17 protein-coding genes and 2 tRNA genes are annotated in these 18,896 nt (G+C 35.4%); 5 read left to right on the plus strand and 14 right to left on the minus strand.

Going from position 1 to position 18,896, the window contains the following annotated elements; genetic code table 11:
- Positions 1-24: 24 nt before the first annotated feature.
- From JO950_RS12345 to JO950_RS12355, 3 genes are all read left to right on the plus strand, one after another.
- Positions 25-573, plus strand: a complete 549-nt coding sequence (locus tag JO950_RS12345; RefSeq protein WP_026110234.1) for an acyl-CoA thioesterase — start codon at positions 25-27, stop codon at positions 571-573.
- Between the two features lie 219 nt (positions 574-792).
- Positions 793-1,185, plus strand: a complete 393-nt coding sequence (locus JO950_RS12350; protein WP_202702922.1) for a VOC family protein — start codon at positions 793-795, stop codon at positions 1,183-1,185.
- Positions 1,186-1,453: 268 nt separating this feature from the next.
- The gene (locus JO950_RS12355) at positions 1,454-2,023 is read left to right on the plus strand and encodes a YceI family protein (RefSeq protein ID WP_202702923.1); all 570 of its coding nucleotides are present in this window, start codon (positions 1,454-1,456) and stop codon (positions 2,021-2,023) included.
- On the opposite strand, the gene JO950_RS12360 is transcribed toward JO950_RS12355, so the two are convergent.
- On the minus strand, positions 2,024-2,935 hold the full coding sequence (locus tag JO950_RS12360) for a TIGR01777 family oxidoreductase (protein ID WP_202702924.1): 912 nt from the start codon (positions 2,933-2,935) through the stop codon (positions 2,024-2,026).
- A 98-nt stretch (positions 2,936-3,033) separates the two neighbouring features.
- Between JO950_RS12360 and JO950_RS12365 the strand changes: the two genes are divergently transcribed.
- Positions 3,034-3,693 carry a TetR family transcriptional regulator C-terminal domain-containing protein gene (locus JO950_RS12365; protein WP_202702925.1) on the plus strand — a complete coding sequence of 220 codons (660 nt, stop codon included), beginning with the start codon at positions 3,034-3,036 and terminating at the stop codon, positions 3,691-3,693.
- Entirely contained in the window at positions 3,693-4,997 is a 1,305-nt protein-coding gene (locus tag JO950_RS12370) for an AarF/ABC1/UbiB kinase family protein (protein WP_202702926.1), read from the plus strand. The genes JO950_RS12365 and JO950_RS12370 overlap by 1 nt, the downstream gene beginning before the upstream one ends.
- A gap of 196 nt (positions 4,998-5,193) precedes the next feature.
- Here the strand turns inward: JO950_RS12370 and JO950_RS12375 are convergent, their stop codons facing one another.
- The 13 genes from JO950_RS12375 to JO950_RS12435 form a co-directional block, all read right to left on the minus strand.
- On the minus strand, positions 5,194-6,489 hold the full coding sequence (locus JO950_RS12375) for a deoxyribodipyrimidine photo-lyase (RefSeq protein WP_202702927.1): 1,296 nt from the start codon (positions 6,487-6,489) through the stop codon (positions 5,194-5,196).
- Positions 6,490-6,540: 51 nt separating this feature from the next.
- Complete coding sequence (locus JO950_RS12380) at positions 6,541-7,005, minus strand: SRPBCC family protein (RefSeq protein WP_202702928.1); 465 nt, start codon at positions 7,003-7,005, stop codon at positions 6,541-6,543.
- Positions 7,006-7,651: 646 nt separating this feature from the next.
- The gene (locus JO950_RS12385) at positions 7,652-8,092 is read right to left on the minus strand and encodes a sterol desaturase family protein (RefSeq protein ID WP_202702929.1); all 441 of its coding nucleotides are present in this window, start codon (positions 8,090-8,092) and stop codon (positions 7,652-7,654) included.
- Between the two features lie 65 nt (positions 8,093-8,157).
- Complete coding sequence (locus tag JO950_RS12390) at positions 8,158-8,997, minus strand: phytoene/squalene synthase family protein (RefSeq protein WP_202702930.1); 840 nt, start codon at positions 8,995-8,997, stop codon at positions 8,158-8,160.
- A 3-nt stretch (positions 8,998-9,000) separates the two neighbouring features.
- Entirely contained in the window at positions 9,001-10,467 is a 1,467-nt protein-coding gene (locus tag JO950_RS12395; RefSeq protein ID WP_202702931.1) for an NAD(P)/FAD-dependent oxidoreductase, read from the minus strand.
- A 37-nt stretch (positions 10,468-10,504) separates the two neighbouring features.
- Positions 10,505-11,404: a MerR family transcriptional regulator gene (locus JO950_RS12400; protein ID WP_202702932.1), complete on the minus strand. Its 900-nt coding sequence runs from the start codon at positions 11,402-11,404 to the stop codon at positions 10,505-10,507.
- 72 nt (positions 11,405-11,476) lie between these two features.
- A complete protein-coding gene (locus JO950_RS12405) occupies positions 11,477-12,439 on the minus strand; it encodes an ion channel (RefSeq protein ID WP_202702933.1) in 963 nt (320 codons plus the stop codon).
- 128 nt (positions 12,440-12,567) lie between these two features.
- Positions 12,568-13,068: a tetratricopeptide repeat protein gene (locus JO950_RS12410; protein WP_026110192.1), complete on the minus strand. Its 501-nt coding sequence runs from the start codon at positions 13,066-13,068 to the stop codon at positions 12,568-12,570.
- Between the two features lie 126 nt (positions 13,069-13,194).
- Positions 13,195-14,139 carry a DUF4421 family protein gene (locus tag JO950_RS12415; protein ID WP_202702934.1) on the minus strand — a complete coding sequence of 315 codons (945 nt, stop codon included), beginning with the start codon at positions 14,137-14,139 and terminating at the stop codon, positions 13,195-13,197.
- A gap of 271 nt (positions 14,140-14,410) precedes the next feature.
- Positions 14,411-14,483 (minus strand) — tRNA-Lys (locus tag JO950_RS12420).
- Positions 14,484-14,521: 38 nt separating this feature from the next.
- Positions 14,522-14,594: transfer RNA gene (locus JO950_RS12425), tRNA-Lys, on the minus strand.
- 521 nt (positions 14,595-15,115) lie between these two features.
- The gene (locus tag JO950_RS12430; protein ID WP_202702935.1) at positions 15,116-16,312 is read right to left on the minus strand and encodes a hypothetical protein; all 1,197 of its coding nucleotides are present in this window, start codon (positions 16,310-16,312) and stop codon (positions 15,116-15,118) included.
- Positions 16,313-16,346: 34 nt separating this feature from the next.
- Entirely contained in the window at positions 16,347-18,692 is a 2,346-nt protein-coding gene (locus JO950_RS12435; protein WP_202702936.1) for a TonB-dependent receptor, read from the minus strand.
- Positions 18,693-18,896 lie beyond the last annotated feature (204 nt).

Below are 18,896 nucleotides of genomic sequence, written 5' to 3' on the forward strand. Positions count from 1 at the left end.
CCATTCAAATACAAATAAAAAATTATGACTGCAGATTTCAAACACGTTTCTTCATCGAAAATAAGCATATCAGAATTAATGCTGCCTTCTCATACTAACTTTAGTGGGAAAATCCACGGAGGATATATTTTACAGCTGTTAGACCAGATTGCTTTTGCATCAGCCTCAAAATTTAGCGGTAACTATTGCGTAACCGCTTCTGTGGATACGGTAAACTTTTTAAAACCTATTGAGGTTGGAGAATTAGTAACCATGAAAGCATCGGTAAATTACGTGGGAAGAAGCTCTATGATTGTGGGAATTCGTGTGGAAGCTGAGAATATCCAAACGGGAGCCATCAAACATTGTAATTCTTCTTATTTTACCATGGTGGCTAAAGATAATGAAGGGAAAAGCGTGCCTGTTCCCGGACTTATTTTGTCTAATTTAGAAGAGGTGAGACGCTTTAGAAAATGCATCAAACAAATCGAATCTAAAAAAGAAGTAGAAGAACATGCAAGAATGACAGACGTTAATTCTATTGAAGATCTGGCAAATTTAAATCAGTACAATGTGCTTTTAGAAATTCACTAAGAGAGGACTCGGAGGTGAGTTCTTTTGGTAAATAGTGAGATGGGTTTTTAGGAAGAAGAAAGAAGAAAGAAGGAAGAAGAAAGAGAGAAACGAAGTCTTCTGCGTTTTATTACAAGTGAAACGCCTTTTTTCGGTTAGGAAACTATGTTTCTATGTGTTAAAAGGTTTTTATGTTCCTTACACCCAATTAATATATTTTTAGAATCAAATCAAAAAGTAATGGTAAAGTTTGGCTATACAATTTTATACGTTGAAGAAGTAGAAAAATCGGTTTCGTTTTATGAAAATGCATTTGGATTTTCAAGGAAATTTGTAACTCCGGAGGCGGATTATGGCGAATTGAGTACAGGAGAAACAACCCTTTCGTTTGCTTCAAAAGAACTAGCAGCCCAAAATCTGAAAGACGGTTTTATCGAAAGTAAACCGGAGCAGAAACCTTTTGCCATCGAATTGGGGTTTATAACCGATGATGTTGAGGAATTGGTGCAGAAAGCAATTGGTGCAGGAGCGACCCTGGTCAAAGAACCTGCTCAGAAACCATGGGGACAGGTAGTGGCCTATGTACGTGACCCGGATGGATTTTTAATTGAAATCTGTACGCCAATGCAATAAGATTTCGTGGAGTTTCTGATGTCAAATTGGAGTGCCTGTAAACCGGATCAGAATTGATTTTTAGTCAGGTAAAACATTCACAAATATTTAGCAGTAAATCGACAACCGTAATGCTGAAAAAATCGTAACTTTAAGTATAAATGATTGGGTTACTGTTTTTTCACGGAGTACTGCCATTCTATTTTTTAAACTTATCTTAAGTCCAGTTATTTCTCTTCTTAAAAATAGAAAAAGATCGAATGACATAATTGTTTAATTATTAACGATTATGAAAAAAATTACATTACTTATTTTACTGTTTATCGCTTATTCCGTTATGGCTCAGGATAAATTTTTTACCAGTACGGGAACCATAAATTTTGAAGCATCAGTGCCCTTTTTCGAAGATGTAAAAGCGGTAAACAGACAGGTCACAATTGTTGTTGAGCCCAAAACGAGTACACTTATCTGTACCGTTTATATTAAAGATTTTCGTTTTAAACTAGACCTGATGCAGGAACATTTTAATGAAAATTATATGGAAAGCCGTCGTTATCCGAAAGCTGTTTTTAAAGGAAAAATTCAAAAATTTGATCTAAAAAACATAGACGAAATCGAAAAGGAATATCAAATTAAAGGAAAACTTTCGATGAAGGGAAAATCTAGAGAAATTTTGGTAAATGCACTCATTAAAAAAGTGGGTGACGGAATCCAGATTGTTTCCGATTTTCCAATTTTGATCTCTGATTATAATATCGAAATTCCGAACAGAATAGCCGCTAAGATTGCTAAAACGGTAAATACCGAATTAACGGGAGTAATCAAAAGTGATGATCCGGTATATCTAACGCTAAAATGACTAATTAAGGCAGTTGACCAGCGCGCTTTCTAAATCGGTAAATTGAAATTCAAATCCTGTCTTTTGTATTTTTTCAGAGGAAACCCTCTGTCCTTTTAAGACAGCCTCGCTCATTTCGCCTAAAACAATTTTAAGAATAAAGGCGGGTACTTTTGGGAGCCAGATTTTATAGCCGTATAAGCTGGCAAGCATTTTTGAAAAACTAAGGTTCGTAGTATTGTCTGTCACACAGGCATTGTACGGACCTTTGATCATTTCATCGGTAAGGGCTTTTAAATAAATTTGACATAAATCATCAATATGAATCCAGGGAAGATATTGTTTTCCCGTGCCTAAAATGGCACCGAAGCCGGCTTTGAAATTGGGCCCCAGTTTTTTTAGAAAACCTTCATTTCTTCCCAAAACAATCCCCGTTCTGATTTTAGCAGTCCGAATTCCTAAAGAAGTAATTTTATCTACGGACTGTTCCCATTCAACACAGGTTACCCCTAAAAAATCGGTTGCAGGGGGCTGGTCTTCCTTACAGATAACGGAACTGGTAACTGCTCCGTAAATTCCAACCGCTGAAGCCGAGATAAAAGCATCCGGAACTTTATTGTTTTTCTTTAAGATCGAATAAATAAGATCGATGGGTTGTACGCGACTTTCTACAATGACTTTTTTACGTCTTTTAGTCCATCTCTTCTCTACAATTCCTTCACCTGCTAAATGGATAATATAATCAGCCTGAAGAATTGCTTCTTCGTTGATATAATTCGTTTTTAAGTTCCATTTATAATAGGTGATTAATGAGGTGTTTTCTCGTGCGCTACGGCTCAAAATCGATACCGTAAAACCACTGTCAGTGAGTAGATCGGTAAGTTGTTTTCCAACAAATCCAGTGCCTCCGGTTAATAAAACATTTTTTGCCATGATAGTTTATAATATATTTAACAGTGCATTTTGTTTAAGGCAAAGTAAAGGTACTTAAACATTCCTTACCTTTAAGGCAAATTCTAAATTTTAATGAAATGGCAACTAAAAATAAGGCTATCACAAGAGAAGATATCGTTTCAAAATACATGGATGAAGTTTTAGAAAAGGAACAAAAACCAAAATCAGTTTATCATTTTGCAAAAGAAAATGGTTTTACGGAAGCGGAGTTTTATGCTTTTTTTGGAACATTAGAAGGTTTAGAAAAAGAAATATTCAGACTGTTTTTCGCGAATACAGTTGATTTGCTGCACAAAAATGCAGATTATCAGGAGTATGATATGAAAAACAAGATGTTGAGTTTCTATTATACATTTTTTGAGATTTTAACAGCCAACAGAAGTTATGTCCTGCAATCTCTTAAAATAGACAGAAATCCACTTAAAAATTTAGTACAACTGACTTCACTTCGCGAGGCGTTTAAAGAGTATGTTTCGGAGATATTGACTGACGACTACAGACTGGAACAGGAAAAATTTCAAAAATTTCAGGAAAAAGCTCTTCAGGAATCGGCCTGGCTGCAATTAATGATGACCATAAAATTCTGGATGGAGGATTCGTCGGCAGCATTTGAAAAAACGGATATTTTTATTGAAAAATCAGTCAATGCATCCTTCGAATTGATGAATGTAGCCCCAATGAATCATTTAATTGATTTTGGAAAATTTCTGTTTAAAGAAAAAATATACAGTAAGTAATGAAAACGATCGATTATATACCTACCTCAAAAATAGAAAGAGCCAGTAAATTAGTGCAAACCGGTGCAAAAATCGGAGTGAACTATATTAAGCATTATGCTGAGAAAATGGTAAACTCAGATTTGACCCGTGACAAGCTGAATGAAAACAATGCGGAAGATATTTACGACGGACTCAAAAGTTTGAAAGGAAGCGCGCTTAAAGTGGCTCAGATGCTGAGCATGGACAAGAACTTTCTGCCTCAGGCTTATGTAGAGAAATTTTCATTATCGCAATTTTCAGTACCGCCGCTTTCAGCACCATTGGTCCTGAAAACCTTTAAAACCAATTTCGGAAAAACACCCTATGAAATTTTTGATGAGTTTAATGCCAATTCTGTCAATGCAGCCAGCATTGGTCAGGTGCATTTGGCGGTTAAAGACGGTGAAAAACTAGCTGTTAAAATTCAGTATCCGGGAGTTGCCAACAGTATCTCGTCTGATTTGGCTCTGGTAAAACCTATTGCAATCAGAATGTTCAATTTGCAGGGAAAAGATTCTGATAAATATTTCAAAGAAGTTGAAGATAAACTGATTGAAGAAACTAATTATTTGTTGGAACTTCAACAAAGTCAGGAAGTGGTACAGGCCTGCAGTAAAATCGAAAACATACTTTTTCCGAATTATTATCCTGAGTTTTCATCAGAGAAAATCATCACCATGGACTGGATGAGCGGTCTGCATCTTTCGGAGTTTACCGCTAAAAATTCAGATCAGGAAGTGGGAGACAAATTAGGGCAGGCGCTTTGGGATTTTTATATGTACCAAATTCATGTTTTAAGAAAAGTGCATGCCGATCCGCATCCGGGAAATTTTTTGGTGAATGAAAACAATCAGTTAATTGCGCTGGATTTTGGCTGTATGAAGCAAATTCCGGATGATTTTTATGTGCCTTACTTTGAATTGATCAATAAAAATGTAATTACTGACGAGACACTTTTCAATGAGAAATTATTTGAACTGGAAATCCTTCGTCCCGATGATTCGGCTTCTGAGATTGCTTATTTTACGGAAATGTTTCATGATTTATTGTCCCTTTTTACCCAGCCATTTCAGAAAGAAACCTTTGATTTTTCAGACGAGACTTTCTTTGACAATATAGCCAAATTAGGAGAGCGTTTTACCAACGATACCAATCTTAAAAAAATGAACGGAAACAGAGGTTCCAAGCATTTTATCTATATGAACAGAACTTTCTTCGGATTGTATAATCTGATGTTTGATTTGAAAGCGAAGATTGTTGTAGAGAATTATATGAAGTATTAAATTGAGTTTTTTTTGTTTCAGGTTTCAAGTTTCACGTTGCAATAGAACCTGAAACCTGAAACTTGAAACCTGAAACTTGAAACCTGAAACCTGAAACCTGAAACTTAAAACTTGAAACCTGAAACCTGAAACCTGCAACTTGAAACTTGAAACCCTGAAACCTGAAACTTAAAACCTGCAGCTTGAAACAAAAAAACTATTTCAAAATCCCTTTTTTATAAGTTTCAATGGCGCGATCTCTTGCAAACGCATGATCCACCATTGGTTCGTTATAGCCTAAATCAAATTCCGGAATCCATTTGCGAATGTAGATTCCTTTCTCATCAAACTTCTTTTGTTGAATTTCGGGATTGAAAACTCTGAAATAGGGTGCAGCATCACAACCCGTTCCGGCTGCCCACTGCCAGTTGCCTACATTGGAAGCCAATTCGAAATCCAGTAATTTTTCGGCAAAGTACGCCTCGCCCCATTGCCAGTTGATGAGCAGATGTTTGCATAAAAAGCTGGCCACCACCATGCGAACCCGATTGTGCATATACCCCGTTTCGTTTAGCTGACGCATTCCGGCATCGACCATGGGGTAACCCGTAGTTCCGGAACACCAGCGTTTAAAATCGTCTTCGTTATTACGCCATTGAATACCGTCGTAAGCCGATTTGAAATTGTGATTCACAACATTTGGGAAGCTAAATAAAATCTGGATGAAGAATTCTCTCCAAATCAGTTCGCTTAAAAAGGTTTGGTTTTTTCGATTGGCCCAATTAACCAGTTTGCGAATACTAACCGTTCCAAAACGCAAATGCGGTGAAAGGTAGGAAGTACTGTCCTCAGCCGGGAAATCGCGTGTTTCTTTATAATTAGAAATTTGACTTAAATCCGGAGGAAGTACTTTTATAACGCTTTTCTCAAAACCAATTTCAGCTAATTCGGGAAAAGTAAACTGATTTTTACTGAAGTTCTGATAACCAATTTTGGTATCAAATTCAGGAGCCTGTCCTGAAAGATGGTATTTTTCCAGCCACTTGTTTTTGTAGGGTGTATAAACGGTGTAAGGAAGTTCGTCAGCTTTTGTAATTTCCTTTTCTTCAAAAATAACGTGATCTTTGAATGAGGACGCTGTGATATGGTGTTGTGCTAATAATTGCTCAATAGCAGCATCACGTTTGATGGCAAAAGGCTCGTAATCTTTATTAAAAAAAACGTGCTGAATGTCAAATTCAGTTATAAGTGATTCCCAAACCTTACTTGTAGTTCCTTTTTTAATCAGAATGGAGGAATCAATTGCTTTTAGTTGTTCGTTTATTTTTTGAAGTGATTCAAAAATAAACTGAACGCGTGCATCGTTTTTGGGAAGGTTTTCCAGAATTTCATCATCAAAAATAAACAACGGAATTACAGGAAAATCCGATTGCAGGGCATGAAATAGTCCGGTATTGTCTTCTAAACGCAAATCGCGTCGGAACCAGAAAAAGGAAACTTTTTGTTTTGTCATGGTATGATGTTCTGCTAGATTTTTTATCTCAGCTAAGAGATTTATACTGATTTAAGCTTTTGAATTGAATAGTTCCTCGATTTTATTGTAGCGATAATCAAAAATAGTTTTGAGTTTGTTTTTTACAATAAGACTGTTCATGATTCTGCCCAGATACCCTAATGGTAAAGCGTAGTGCACCACATCAATCATTTTGGTTCCGGTTGCTGTGGGCTCGAAAAAGTGTTTGTGATGCCATAAAGCGTAAGGACCAAATCGCTGTTCGTCGACAAAATAGTGGTTCTCCTTTGAAACAGTGATGATCGTCATCCAGTTAATTTTAATGCCCAAAAGAGGTTTTAAAGTATAGGTAATAATTTGTCCGGGATACATGCGCTTATTGTCAAAATCCTGAATTTCGAAACTCATATTATCCAGTGTTATCGTTTGGAGATTTTTCGGACTTGAAAAAAAATCCCAACATTCTTCAACAGTAGCGTTTACATGTTGTACGGTCTCTATTTTGTATACTTTCATAAAATCAGTTTTAATTTTAACTCGTTGGATGCGATTAATTTTAATACCTGCTGACCTGGGGGCTGTATTTCTAAAATCTATGTGTTGTCATTTTTTTTGTTAATGACACTAACGGGTTAGATTAATCCCAAAAACAATATGTGTCGAGCCTACGGCTCTTTTATTACGATGCCTTTTTTACGACGGATTAAAATCCGTCGCTACAATATGGGTCGAGCCGATGGCTCTTTTATTATGATATCTTTTTCTAGGATGGATTAAAATCCATCGCTACAATATTATTCGGGCCAATGGCTCGTCTGCGACACTAGAGTTTCGAAGGAACGACAAATATTGTAACAACGGATTTTAATCCGTTGAAAATAAAGCGTCATGAGAATAAGTTCCAGCGGAACGACACATTTTACACAGCTTTAAATCACAACAACGATCTTCGTTTCTTTTTTAAATTTAATTACCATGAGTATAATTCATTTTAACACATAGAAACATAGTTTCCTAATCCATAAAAAAGGCGTTTCACTTTATTTAAATACACACAAGCTTCTATGTGAAAGAAATATATTTCTTTTTTTGTTCTCTTTTTAGTAAAAAAATCTATGTTTCTATGTGTTAAATCAATTTTTTGTTGCGGACACCTAATGCGTTAAATTTTATAATATTTAAAAGGAACAAACAACATTCCGAAACATTCCCCGTCTTCTTTGTCTAAATGCTTGTGGTGTATTTTATGTGCTTTTCGCAGGCCAATCAAGTATTTGTTTTTGGTGTTTTTAAACCATTTAAAACGCTGATGAATCAAAACATCGTGAATCAAAAAATAACACACCCCATAAAGCGTTACTCCACAGGCAATAAAAAATAAGTAGTTGAATCCACCCTCAACACCAAAGTAAAAAAGAAAAATACTGGGGATGGCAAACAGGACAAAGAAAATATCGTTGCGTTCAAAAGTGTTTTCGTATTTGGGTTGATGGTGATCTGCATGAAAATACCACATCAGCCCATGCATGATGTACTTGTGAGTGAGCCAGGTGACACATTCCATGAATAAAAAAATACCTAAAAAAATTAAAAAAGAAATCATTTTGTATGTCTTGAATTTACGTTTTAGCTTATAAAAGTTAAGTTTCTCTATATTGGGAATTGATCTTAGACTAATTTTAATTTATAGGTTACAAAAGACTGTGCTAAAAGCCCGGCTTTGGTATAATTAGAAACTCTGATTCTCGAATTTCCAATTTCGTAATAAGGGGTGTTTTTAAGCTTCTGAAGCAGTTTTCGGTAATAAATATAAGCAGTATAAACACCAAATTTAGCGTCGATAGGAAGTTTTACAATACCCTGAAAAGCGATTCTGAAATCTTCTTCGATTTCGGCAATAATATTCGTTTTAGCTTCTTCGTCAAAGGAATTTAAATCAATTCCCGGAAAGTAATTTCGGTTCAAAACCAAATTATCCTCTTTTAGATCTCTCAGAAAATTAACCTTTTGAAAGGCCGATCCCAATCGCATGGCTTCATTTTTGAGTTGTTCGTATTTTTGTTCGTTTCCTTTTACAAAAACCTTCAGACACATTAGGCCAACTACATCTGCCGAACCATAAATGTAATCTTCATATTCAGTATGAGTAGGGTAACTTGACTTCACAAGATCGAGTTTCATGCTTTTTAAAAAGGCCTGAATCAGATCATCAGTAATATTGTACTGCTTTACGGTATGCTGAAAAGAGTTGAGAATAGGGTTAAGGCTGATACCTGTTTGCATCGCTTTGTAATATTCTTTCTCGAAATCATGGATGAGGTTCTCTTTTTCAAAGTCATGAAATGAATCGACAATTTCGTCAGCAAAACGTACAAACCCGTAAATGCTGTAAATAGCATCACGAATACCCGGTGACAACATTTTAACGGCCAATGAAAATGAGGTACTGTAACTCTGAGTAACCAGTTTGCTGCATTTGAAAGAAACAGTGTCGAATAGTGATTTCATTTGTTAAGAACTAAAAGATTTTTGAATTAACTCAGCTGCTAATTTTCCTGAAATTAAAGCAGGTGGAACACCAGGGCCGGGAACCGTTAACTGTCCCGTAAAATATAAATTACGAACTTTTTTACTTTTTAGTTTGGGCCTTAGAAAAGCGGTTTGCAATAGTGTATTGGCCATTCCGTAAGCATTGCCTTTATAGGCATTGTAATCGTCGACAAAATCGTTCTTACAAAATGATCTCTTAAATATAATGCTATTTTTTATTTGTTGATCGGTTAATTGTTCGAATCTGGAGATTATTTTTTCAAAATAGACTTCACGAAGTTGTTCATTGTCTTGTATTCCGGGGGCTAACGGAATGAGGAAAAAACCGCTTTCCATTCCTTCCGGAGCAGCAGTTAAATCTGTTTTAGAAGGGAAATTGGCATAAAACAAGGGCTGTTCGGGCCATTTCGGATCGTCGTAGATGTCGGCTGCGTGTTGGTTAAAATCAACATCAAAAAACAAAGAGTGGTGTGTGATGTTGGCTATTTTTTTATTGAATCCCACAAAAAAGAGAAGAGAGGAGGGGGCAAAAGTACGGCTTTCCCAATATTTTTCTGAATAAGCACGATGTTCGATATCCAGTAAAGTTTCGGTATGTTGATAGTCAGCACCGCTTAAAATAATATCCGCTTCTATGGTTTTTCCGTCAATTAAAAGTCCTGTGGCTTTTTTGTCTTTAACAATAATCTTTTCAATAGGAGAGTTGGTTGTAATCGTTACGCCTAATTCCAATGCCAGTTTTTCGATTCCGCGTACCACATCGTACATTCCGGTTTTTGGGTGCCAGGTTCCTAAGCCAAAATCGGCATAATTCATAAAATTATAAAAAGATGGGGTTTTTGTAGGTTTTGCACCTAAAAACAAAACGGGAAACTCCAGTATTTGGATGAGTTTTGGATTCTTAAACTGCTTTCGGATATCGGCGCTAACCGTACTAATAAACTGATTCAGTTTGAAAGCTGTTTGGACTGTGATTAATTCCAGTGCCGAAACTCCGGGACGATAGACTAAATCTTTGATGGCAATATCATAATTGCTTTTGGCGTGATTGATGAATTTTTGAAGTTTCTCACCGCTTCCTGTTTCAATCTGTTCGAAAGTGTTTTTTATTTCTTCTAAATTGTCATAAATGCTGATGAAATCATTTAAACCAAAATACACTCTGTAAGCCGGATTCAGTTTGATGAGCTCGTAATAGTCGGAAGAGTTTTTATTGAAATCCTGAAAAAAGCGTTCGAAAACATCCGGCATCCAATACCAGCTTGGTCCCATGTCGAATGTAAAGCCTTCTTTCTTAAATTGTCTGGCTCTGCCTCCAATAGTTTCATTTTTCTCATAGATAGTTACCGTATTACCTTGCTGTGCGAGATAACATGAAGCGGCTAGAGAAGAAAAGCCTGAACCTATTATTGCTATAGTTTTTTTCATTTGTTTAACAAATATACAAAAACTTTAAACAAAAATATTACAGCATGCTGATTGTTTCTTCCATAGAATCAAAAACGCGTATTCTTTCCGATAAAATTTTCTGATCGATATGTTCGACCATGTTTCCCATAAGCCAAATCTCGTTGTTCTTTTGAAGCAACTTTTGTCCCATCGATTTGACATATTGGTTGATTACGTTGCGATCTGGTTGAACAGTCATGAAAGATACAAAAGTAATGTTCTCGAAATGTTTGGTTAAATCCTGGAGGTTTTCGATAGGCATGCTTTCGCCCAGATAAATGGTTTTGTATCCTTTTAGTAAAATCTCGTACTGCAAATAAAGTAAGCCTATTTTATGGATTTCATTCAAAGGAAGAGAAAGTACAAAAATTCGATCGGTTTTCGTGGGTCTTAGAATTTGCAGGCTTTCTGTATAAATTAATATTTTCTGCTTAATCAAATGACTCATAAAATGCTCATTTGCGGGAGTTATGGTTTCGGATTGCCATAATAAACCTAATTCTTTTAGTAAAGGAAGAAAATTGTCTTTGAAAACTTCTCTAAATGATTTTTCAGAAATAAGCCAGTCGAAAGTATTGAAGAAGATTTCCTGATCAAAATTCATCATCGCCATCTTGAAGGAAGTAATGGCGTAATTTTGGGAGTTTTTTTTGGAGATGATTTCGCGAACTAATTGTGGAATTTTTTCTTCGGGATAGGTCGCTATTTTAGATATTTTATAGCCGTATTCGTGTAATAATGTGATGTTTAAAAGCTTTTGAAGATTCTGTAGATTATAAAGCCTGATATTGGTATCGGTACGCATGGGCTCTAAGATATTGTATCTTTTTTCCCAGATGCGAATGGTATGTGCTTTTATTCCGGATAAGTTTTCAAGATCTTTTATGCTGAAAACCGTTTTTATATTGTTTATCATTTTTCGCTAATTGGTGAACAAAAATAGAATAAAATCTCAAATTACCTTTATAACTTGGTTGAAATCCACAGGTTAAGAGAGATTTACAGATTGATAATGATTTAATTTGTCTAAATGAAGGATCGTTTTAGAACCATCTTTACTTCTGTTATACATCGTTTCAAATTTGGCGCCGTAAATTACTTCATCAAAAGTATAAGAAGTTCTTGCAGCTACAGTATTGCTGTACATATCGTCGAAAGTGGTAATAAAAACCAGTATTTCGCCATGTACTTTTTTAAAATCTTCTTCTGTAAAATTATACAACGGACTGCTTTCTGTAATGGGATGTACCAGTGTCCAGCTTAAAGAAAGAGCGTTTATGCGTTCCAGTTCAAGGTCTAGATTATAGAATTTATTGGTTTTTTGACCATTTTCTTCTAAACTTAATCCCAGAGTCATTCTGGCAGTAGCATCGGTGAAATTGGTGTTTTTAAAAGGAACAAGGCGTACCATGAGTCCTCTCTTGTCTTGGTAAGGTGAAATTAATGCATGATCGGCAAACTTTAAAAAAGCGGTTGGTTTGCTAAATCTTCCAAAGAAAAGACCGGTTGCTATGGCAAAGCTCAGCAATCCAATCAAAGCTTCGGCAGCAGAAAGAGCACTTGTTAAAAATCCGGTAGGGCTGATATGTCCGTATCCTACAGTGGTAAAAGTTTGAGCGCTAAAAAAGTACGCCTGTCCGAACTGAATCAGTATACCTTCTGATTGCTTAATTCCGTTAAGATTTTCAATTCCGATAACATAGTAAGCAAGTGCAAAAATAAAATTGATACCGATATAAAACGAAAAAAGGATAAGCATGAATTTCCAGTTGGGCATATCGATCATGGTGTGGTACCAGCTAATGCGACGAAGGATATGCATTCCTCTTTTTTCGACATTAGGTGTTCCGTTTTTGTTTACAAAACGGCTTCCGTAGCTGTTTGCATTTGATCCGAAACCGGAATTAATATCGGGTTGAGCTTTCTGGTTTATTTTCTTGAGAAGCGCCATTGCAGATTGGATTTAACAACAAATGTAAAAATATCTGTGAGATGAGGAAATGGGCTGTAAAGAAAAAGCAATCTGTAAATAGAAATACTACAGATTGCTTTTGTTTTTATTGCGATAAGATTTTAACTCTATTTGCAAAAAGTTGATTTGTTTTTGATAGCGCTTTGACTGCCTAATTCTATTGCTTTTGTAAAATCTTTGCAGGCATTTTTCTGATCTCCGATTTTGTTATAAGCCAAGCCTCTCAGGTTGTAAGCGATATAATCTTTTGGATTTAAACCCAGAGATGAGGTGCAGTCTGCAACGGTTTCTTTAAAATTCGTTAACTTGTAGTTTACGTTTGCTCTTCCGGTAAAGGCGTCGGCATTCATGCTGTCCAGGTCAATGGTTTTGCTAAAATCAGCAAGGGCGCCTTTAAGGTCGTTGAGTTTTAGTTTGGCAACACCGCGATTTTGATAGGCCTCTACAAATTTTGAATTCATGCTGATGGCTTTTGTATAATCGGCAATCGCTCCTTTTGTATTGCCGGCTTCAGCTTTTTTAAGGGCTTTGTCAAAATAGCCGGTTGCAGATTGTGCCCAGGTAGAGCAGGTGATCATAACAAATGATACTAATAGAAATTTTTTCATAAACCAATTTGGGATTAGTTAGTAGGTTAATAATTTAGGAAACGAATTTAAGGAAGTTTTGTTTTGTAAGAGAAGTGCTTTTGTCAAATATTTATTATTTTTTTTGCGAAGAGAAGGATCAGTATTTTATTCTGGTTTCTTCTTGCTTAAAAAGGGGCTCGTGTTTAATCTCCAGATGGCGCCAATCTGGAAATTTCCAGAAGACAAGCTAATGTTGTTTTTGTTATTGTCGGAGAAAGCAGAGAATGTTGAATTGTTGAGATAGGACAGGCCGAGTGACCATCTTTCTTTGTTATAGCCTAAGGCAATTCTGGGAAAAAATGTGGGGTAAATTTCGATCTTTTGTTTTCCGAAATCATTTATTCTTTCGGTGCCAACATTTGCACCTATGGTTACTGATCCGCTGGTAAACCATCTTTTACTAATGGCCCAGGTGTACGCATAACCTCCGCTAATTCCAAATTGAAAATTGCGCAGTGAATTTTTAGATTTGTGTACAAAAGAGCTATCAGAGCCTATTTTCGAAAAATAAACTCCTCCGCCAAGCAGGAAGCTTCCGGCTGATTTTAATTGTCTTTCGTTTTGAACAAAGGCAGCTTTATAGGAGAATTTTTTGTTGTTAAAAACATATTGTCCAAAAGCGCCATATTGCTGGATTTTGAGATCAGGGTATAATTGTATGTTTTTGTCAGCATCATCCGCCGTATAGAAACCGTGGTATTTTTGAATGAAAAGATCAATTATGAATTTTCTTCCGTAGTTATGAATCTGAAAATCGAGTGCTTTGGTTCTTCCTTTTTCTTTGTCTTTCAGGAAACTTAGTCCGTAACCGTAACTAAAATCGATTATGGTATTTTTTACAGAAACACCAAAACCTAAGCTCATGGGGGTATTGGGCATGAATCTTTTCATATCTCCTTCTGTTTCCTGTTGCAGTGAAATGAATTTCATCGATAAATAGGTTCTTACGGAAGCTTTATTTTCAAAAGGTTTGATATAAGTTGTGTCAGTCTGTGCAGTGCAGAAATACGGTAAAACAAAAATAAGCAGCAGCGAAAAATAAAATTTCATTAGATTCTCGAAAAGTAGATGATTAAGGTTGTGCTTTGTTTAATTTGTTTTGGTCGTGTTGATCCGTTTATAGTTCAAAGGTATTTAAAACATTCGATCTTCTGTTAAGTTTTCTGACTTCAAATCTGGATTTATTGATTTCAAGGTTGTAATAGGGAGTGACTTTAAAGGATTGTAAATTTTGGGATTTAGTTTGCCACAATAGAGTCTGCTGTTTTAAGGTAAGGCTTAGAAATAAAAAAGGTCAAGTAAATGAATACTTGACCTTTTGTGACCCGACTGGGGCTCGAACCCAGGACCCCATCATTAAAAGTGATGTGCTCTACCGACTGAGCTATCGAGTCATTGCTTTCAAGAAACTTGTATTGTGAATCACAGTTTGTGACCCGACTGGGGCTCGAACCCAGGACCCCATCATTAAAAGTGATGTGCTCTACCAACTGAGCTATCGAGTCATATTCGTTTCTTGAACGCGGGTGCAAATATAAGAAGTTATTTTGGATATATCCTACCTTCTTTGAAGTAAAATTTAATAAAGAATTAATGATCTGATAAAGAGGTTGTAAGAGAAGAAAGGTAAATGCTTTTTGACGTGTTTTTCTTTTTACTAACGATAATGACGTATAATTTAAACGATTTTTTGGAGAGGATAAAAGGTTTTTAATCAGTGGCTAATATGAAGTTTTGTTCTTTTGTAAGGGAATAAATCTTAAAATTCAAATAAAACTAATACTGCGTTTTTATTTGATTGTTACAGGACTTCCGCCGTTTAATTAAACAATTTTATACTTTTTAAGGTAATAGTATAGAGTGTTGTCTTTAAATCAGATGTAAAACCAATTTCTTTATGTAAGAGAGAAATGGAAATACGTGATATGAAAAAGCCTGCAAAATATCTATTTTGCAGGCTTTTAGTTTTTGATGAGAGGGCAGTTTAATTCGTTTAACCTGTTTTAGGAACCTCAGCCGTAAAGCTTTATTTGTTTAATCTTGAGATCCAGTTTACATAATCTAATCCTTTAACTTCGATACCTTTAGTTAAGCTGCCGGAATTGATATCATAGGTGTAAACAAAATTTCCGTTTGCTTTAGATGATACTAAAATATAAGCTTTGCCATTTTCAACCAGAACAGGTGAAGCACTTACATATTGGCTTAAAGGTAAATTTAATTTTGTTTTAGTTTTGGAAACTACGTCAACAACATAATACTCAAATACGTCCGAAGCGTTGTAATCATCAAAAGTTAAAAGAACCTCTTTTTTCCCTAAACGAGTTATCCCTTTTCCGTTTCCTAAATCGTAAAGACCGTAGAATTCTTTGTTCCCATTGCTGCTGGTTGATAAATCAAAAAAGTAATCGGCATTAATTTCTGTTGAGCCGTTGCTTACTTTGAAAATAGCACTTGGTTTATCAGCAACTGATCCCCAGCGATCACCACAATCAGTAATAATGTAAAGGTCATTATTGTATTTTATTGTACCTCCCATTAAAGTAGAAAATGTACCTAAAGCACCGGAACGGTTGTCCGTGTCAATTTTTAAATTGCTCATAGAAGGGTAATCTACAGAAGCCAGGTAGGCTACAGAAGTACTGGTCCATCCAGAATGGTATACTGTATAAGGCAAATATAGTTTGCCATTGTTTAAAACACATCCTGAAAGGTAAATAGCTTTATCTGTAGCCTGTAATCCTGTAACTGTTAAAGTTCCTGATTTTGCTACCGATAAATCATCTGTATTAACAATGTTGTATGTAAGATCAGCATTTGGTGCAGATGTTGTTCCGTTCCATACAATAAGGGTGTTGTCATTTAACCAGTATGACCATAAAGCGTTACCGGCTAATGTTATTTCTTTTGACAAAGTCAATAAGTTTTTTTCAAATTTGTATTTAGAAAGTTTTCCGCTGGCTATTTTATAGTAAAATCCATTTTTGAATAATCTTCCGTTTCCGGTTATTTCTGCACCATTTCCATTAGCAGATGTAAAACCGGTGGCTAATGTTCCTGCTGTAAGCATATAATTTGCCGATGGATTATTTACGCCTCCTGAAAAAACAAATTCTTCTCCGGTTGTAGTTGCATCAGTTTCTTTTTTGTCATCATTGCTACAAGAAGAAAAACCTATCAATGCAATGCTTAATAGACCTAGAAATTTTAATTTAGTATTCATTATTAGTTGTTTAAGTTAATTTTTATTTGATTTATTATTTAATGAAATATCTTAGCTTTATATAGAAACCTCTTCCGGCTTTTTGTAACTTGTAATTATCATAGGCTTCTGTGTCAAAAATGTTTGTACAGTCTAATGCTATATTATAAGTTCCGTTTTTTAAGGAATAGCTTATGCTTGCATTCTGAATAAACTGGGTTGGGATTCTGCTTTTGCCAGCTTCGAAAGCTTTGCTTGGCCATGTTAGATAAAACCAGTGAATATATTGAGAGTACCAGTCAAATTGAATTTTGGTGTCTTTTCCTAGCCAGTTTTCTTTTCCATATCCCAGACTTCCGTTGGCAAAAAGCCAAGGTTGATTTGGTAGTCTGTCTAAATAGGCAGAAGAGGCTTTGTCTTTATTTGTAGAATTATTATAACTTGCGTTAAATGAAGCGTTAAAGGTTTTGTAATTGTATTTTATATCAGTATCAATACCTGTGATATCTACTTTGCCGACATTGTTGTAATTAGAGAAAATGCCTCCGGGTAGTAAAAGAATAAAATCCTGAGCCTTTCTTATAAAGCCATTTGCTTCAATTGCAATAGAGTGGTTGTCCTGTAATATGAATTTATAGTAAGCTCCAAGATTAAAATTATCGCTGCTTTCAGGTTTTAATTTGGGATTTGCCAGTATGTTTATACCGTCACCTAATAATTCTTCAACTTCCGGAATCCTGTACGTGTGTTCGAAAGAAGCCTTAATACCACTGTTGTCATTGAATTTGTATCTCAAAGCAGTCCCATATCCAAAATAATTATTGGTAAGTTCTGATTCTTCTTTTTTGTAACCTGTAGAATTATAAAATACCGCTTCTCGGATATAGGTATGCAATCGATAATTTTTTACAAATACAGAGGTGCTTAATCGATTATTAAAGGCCTGATTTTCCCAACCCAATCCTGCAATTGATTTGTTTAATTTGTTAGGCACGTCTAAGGCATTCGATTCCTGATTGTTTAAATTATAATGATTTATTCCTTTTCGGGTACTGTTGCTTAAATTGTAATTGAAGCTGAATAGATTATTATCATTCAATTTATAGCCAAAGTTTGCCCGGACAATTGCAAATTTATTCTCGTACTTAAATATTTGAAATGATCCCTGCTCTCCAAAATTTGGATGAGTGTCAATTACTTCGCCATTCCAGTCATACTTATTGATGGAGGTATCGATATTTGTGCTTTTGTCAATTGCATAAGAGGCATACAAATTAGCGCTTAACCCATTGATTAAAAAATGGTCTTTTCTGTATTTTATGCTTGGCAGAATAAAATCGCCTGAGGAATGTACTTTTCCAAAAACAATTTCCTGATCAGCACCAGTCTGACGTTCTTTATAGCGGTTGGCATATTGAAATCCGATAAGGAAAATATCTGCCCATTTTTTATTTCTAAAACCAGTTTCAACCTGTACCATAGTGGATTCAAAACCATCATTAAATCTTCTGAAGTTGCGAGGAGTGCTTTCTCCAGATAGAGTGATATTTTTCATGATGTAATTGTTATCCGAAAAATTGTAAAAGCCATTTACGCCAATTGTAAATCCGCTTTTCGTGCTGGTGTATCTGCTTGATAAAGCGGTTCTGTGGGTGTTAAATGATCCGTAGCTGTAACTTGCATCCAGAAAAGTATTTATATTTTGGTTGGTGACAATATTTACCGCACCTCCTAAAGCATCTGCTCCCAGAGAAACCGGGACTACACCTTTGTAGACTTCGATACGTTCGGCTAAGTTTATTGGTATATTGTTTAAAGACATGGTGCTTCCGAAGTTTTCCATCGGAATCCCGTCAATAAAAAACTTGATTTGTTTGCCGGATAATCCGTTTACAGAAAAGTTGAAATCACCTCCTAAACCACTTGTTTCTCTGATTCGAATTCCTGAAGTACGATTTAGAACCTGATTTAAATCTGCAGATGTATTGTAGAGTTTCTTAAGTTCAATAGCGTTCATGTTAAAAGCTTGTTCGCGTGCACGTTCTTCCTTCGATTTTCCGGTTACTTTGACCTCATCTAAAGAAGCGGTGTCTTCTTCAATAATTACATCGGTAAGCTTTTTGTTTGATTCGTCTATGTTGATCTTAATTTGTTTGGATTTAAAACCTACATAGCTTATTTGTAGTACATAATTTCCTGACTCCGCAGTAATTTCGTATTGACCGTATTCATTTGTTAATGCAGAATAAGGTGTTCCTTTTAATACTACCGAAACACCTTCGGCAGGTTTACCATTATTTGCTAAAACGACACCGCTTAATACTACCTTGCCTTTTTGTGCGAAACCCTGAATTGAACAAATCATGATCAACAACAAGGTTGCAATTCTTTTTATCTGCATTAGTTTGAATTATTTGGAATTAGATTTTGACGCAAAATTAATCCCAACAATTGTGTTTAGCAAATTATTTTTAATTATTCTAAATAAAAAAAAGAATAACTAAAAAATAGGTGTTTTGTTTTGAAAAATTAAGTAAATCTTAAGATATAATTAATTTTAAATTAAAAAAATCTTAAAATTCGAAATGAGTCCAGAGAGTATTGA

The sequence above is a fragment of the Flavobacterium sp. UGB4466 genome (genome assembly GCF_903469665.1).
Taxonomy (GTDB): Bacteria; Bacteroidota; Bacteroidia; order Flavobacteriales; family Flavobacteriaceae; genus Flavobacterium; species Flavobacterium lipolyticum.

Bases quoted from the DNA above. Each gene is read 5' to 3' on its own strand.
- JO950_RS12345 (WP_026110234.1), top strand. From the start codon at position 25: ATGACTGCAGATTTCAAACACGTTTCTTCATCGAAAATAAGCATATCA.
- JO950_RS12350 (WP_202702922.1), top strand. From the start codon at position 793: ATGGTAAAGTTTGGCTATACAATTTTATACGTTGAAGAAGTAGAAAAA.
- JO950_RS12355 (WP_202702923.1), top strand. From the start codon at position 1,454: ATGAAAAAAATTACATTACTTATTTTACTGTTTATCGCTTATTCCGTT.
- JO950_RS12360 (WP_202702924.1), bottom strand. From the start codon at position 2,935: ATGGCAAAAAATGTTTTATTAACCGGAGGCACTGGATTTGTTGGAAAA.
- JO950_RS12365 (WP_202702925.1), top strand. From the start codon at position 3,034: ATGGCAACTAAAAATAAGGCTATCACAAGAGAAGATATCGTTTCAAAA.
- JO950_RS12370 (WP_202702926.1), top strand. From the start codon at position 3,693: ATGAAAACGATCGATTATATACCTACCTCAAAAATAGAAAGAGCCAGT.
- JO950_RS12375 (WP_202702927.1), bottom strand. From the start codon at position 6,489: ATGACAAAACAAAAAGTTTCCTTTTTCTGGTTCCGACGCGATTTGCGT.
- JO950_RS12380 (WP_202702928.1), bottom strand. From the start codon at position 7,005: ATGAAAGTATACAAAATAGAGACCGTACAACATGTAAACGCTACTGTT.
- JO950_RS12385 (WP_202702929.1), bottom strand. From the start codon at position 8,092: ATGATTTCTTTTTTAATTTTTTTAGGTATTTTTTTATTCATGGAATGT.
- JO950_RS12390 (WP_202702930.1), bottom strand. From the start codon at position 8,997: ATGAAATCACTATTCGACACTGTTTCTTTCAAATGCAGCAAACTGGTT.
- JO950_RS12395 (WP_202702931.1), bottom strand. From the start codon at position 10,467: ATGAAAAAAACTATAGCAATAATAGGTTCAGGCTTTTCTTCTCTAGCC.
- JO950_RS12400 (WP_202702932.1), bottom strand. From the start codon at position 11,404: ATGATAAACAATATAAAAACGGTTTTCAGCATAAAAGATCTTGAAAAC.
- JO950_RS12405 (WP_202702933.1), bottom strand. From the start codon at position 12,439: ATGGCGCTTCTCAAGAAAATAAACCAGAAAGCTCAACCCGATATTAAT.
- JO950_RS12410 (WP_026110192.1), bottom strand. From the start codon at position 13,068: ATGAAAAAATTTCTATTAGTATCATTTGTTATGATCACCTGCTCTACC.
- JO950_RS12415 (WP_202702934.1), bottom strand. From the start codon at position 14,139: ATGAAATTTTATTTTTCGCTGCTGCTTATTTTTGTTTTACCGTATTTC.
- JO950_RS12430 (WP_202702935.1), bottom strand. From the start codon at position 16,312: ATGAATACTAAATTAAAATTTCTAGGTCTATTAAGCATTGCATTGATA.
- JO950_RS12435 (WP_202702936.1), bottom strand. From the start codon at position 18,692: ATGCAGATAAAAAGAATTGCAACCTTGTTGTTGATCATGATTTGTTCA.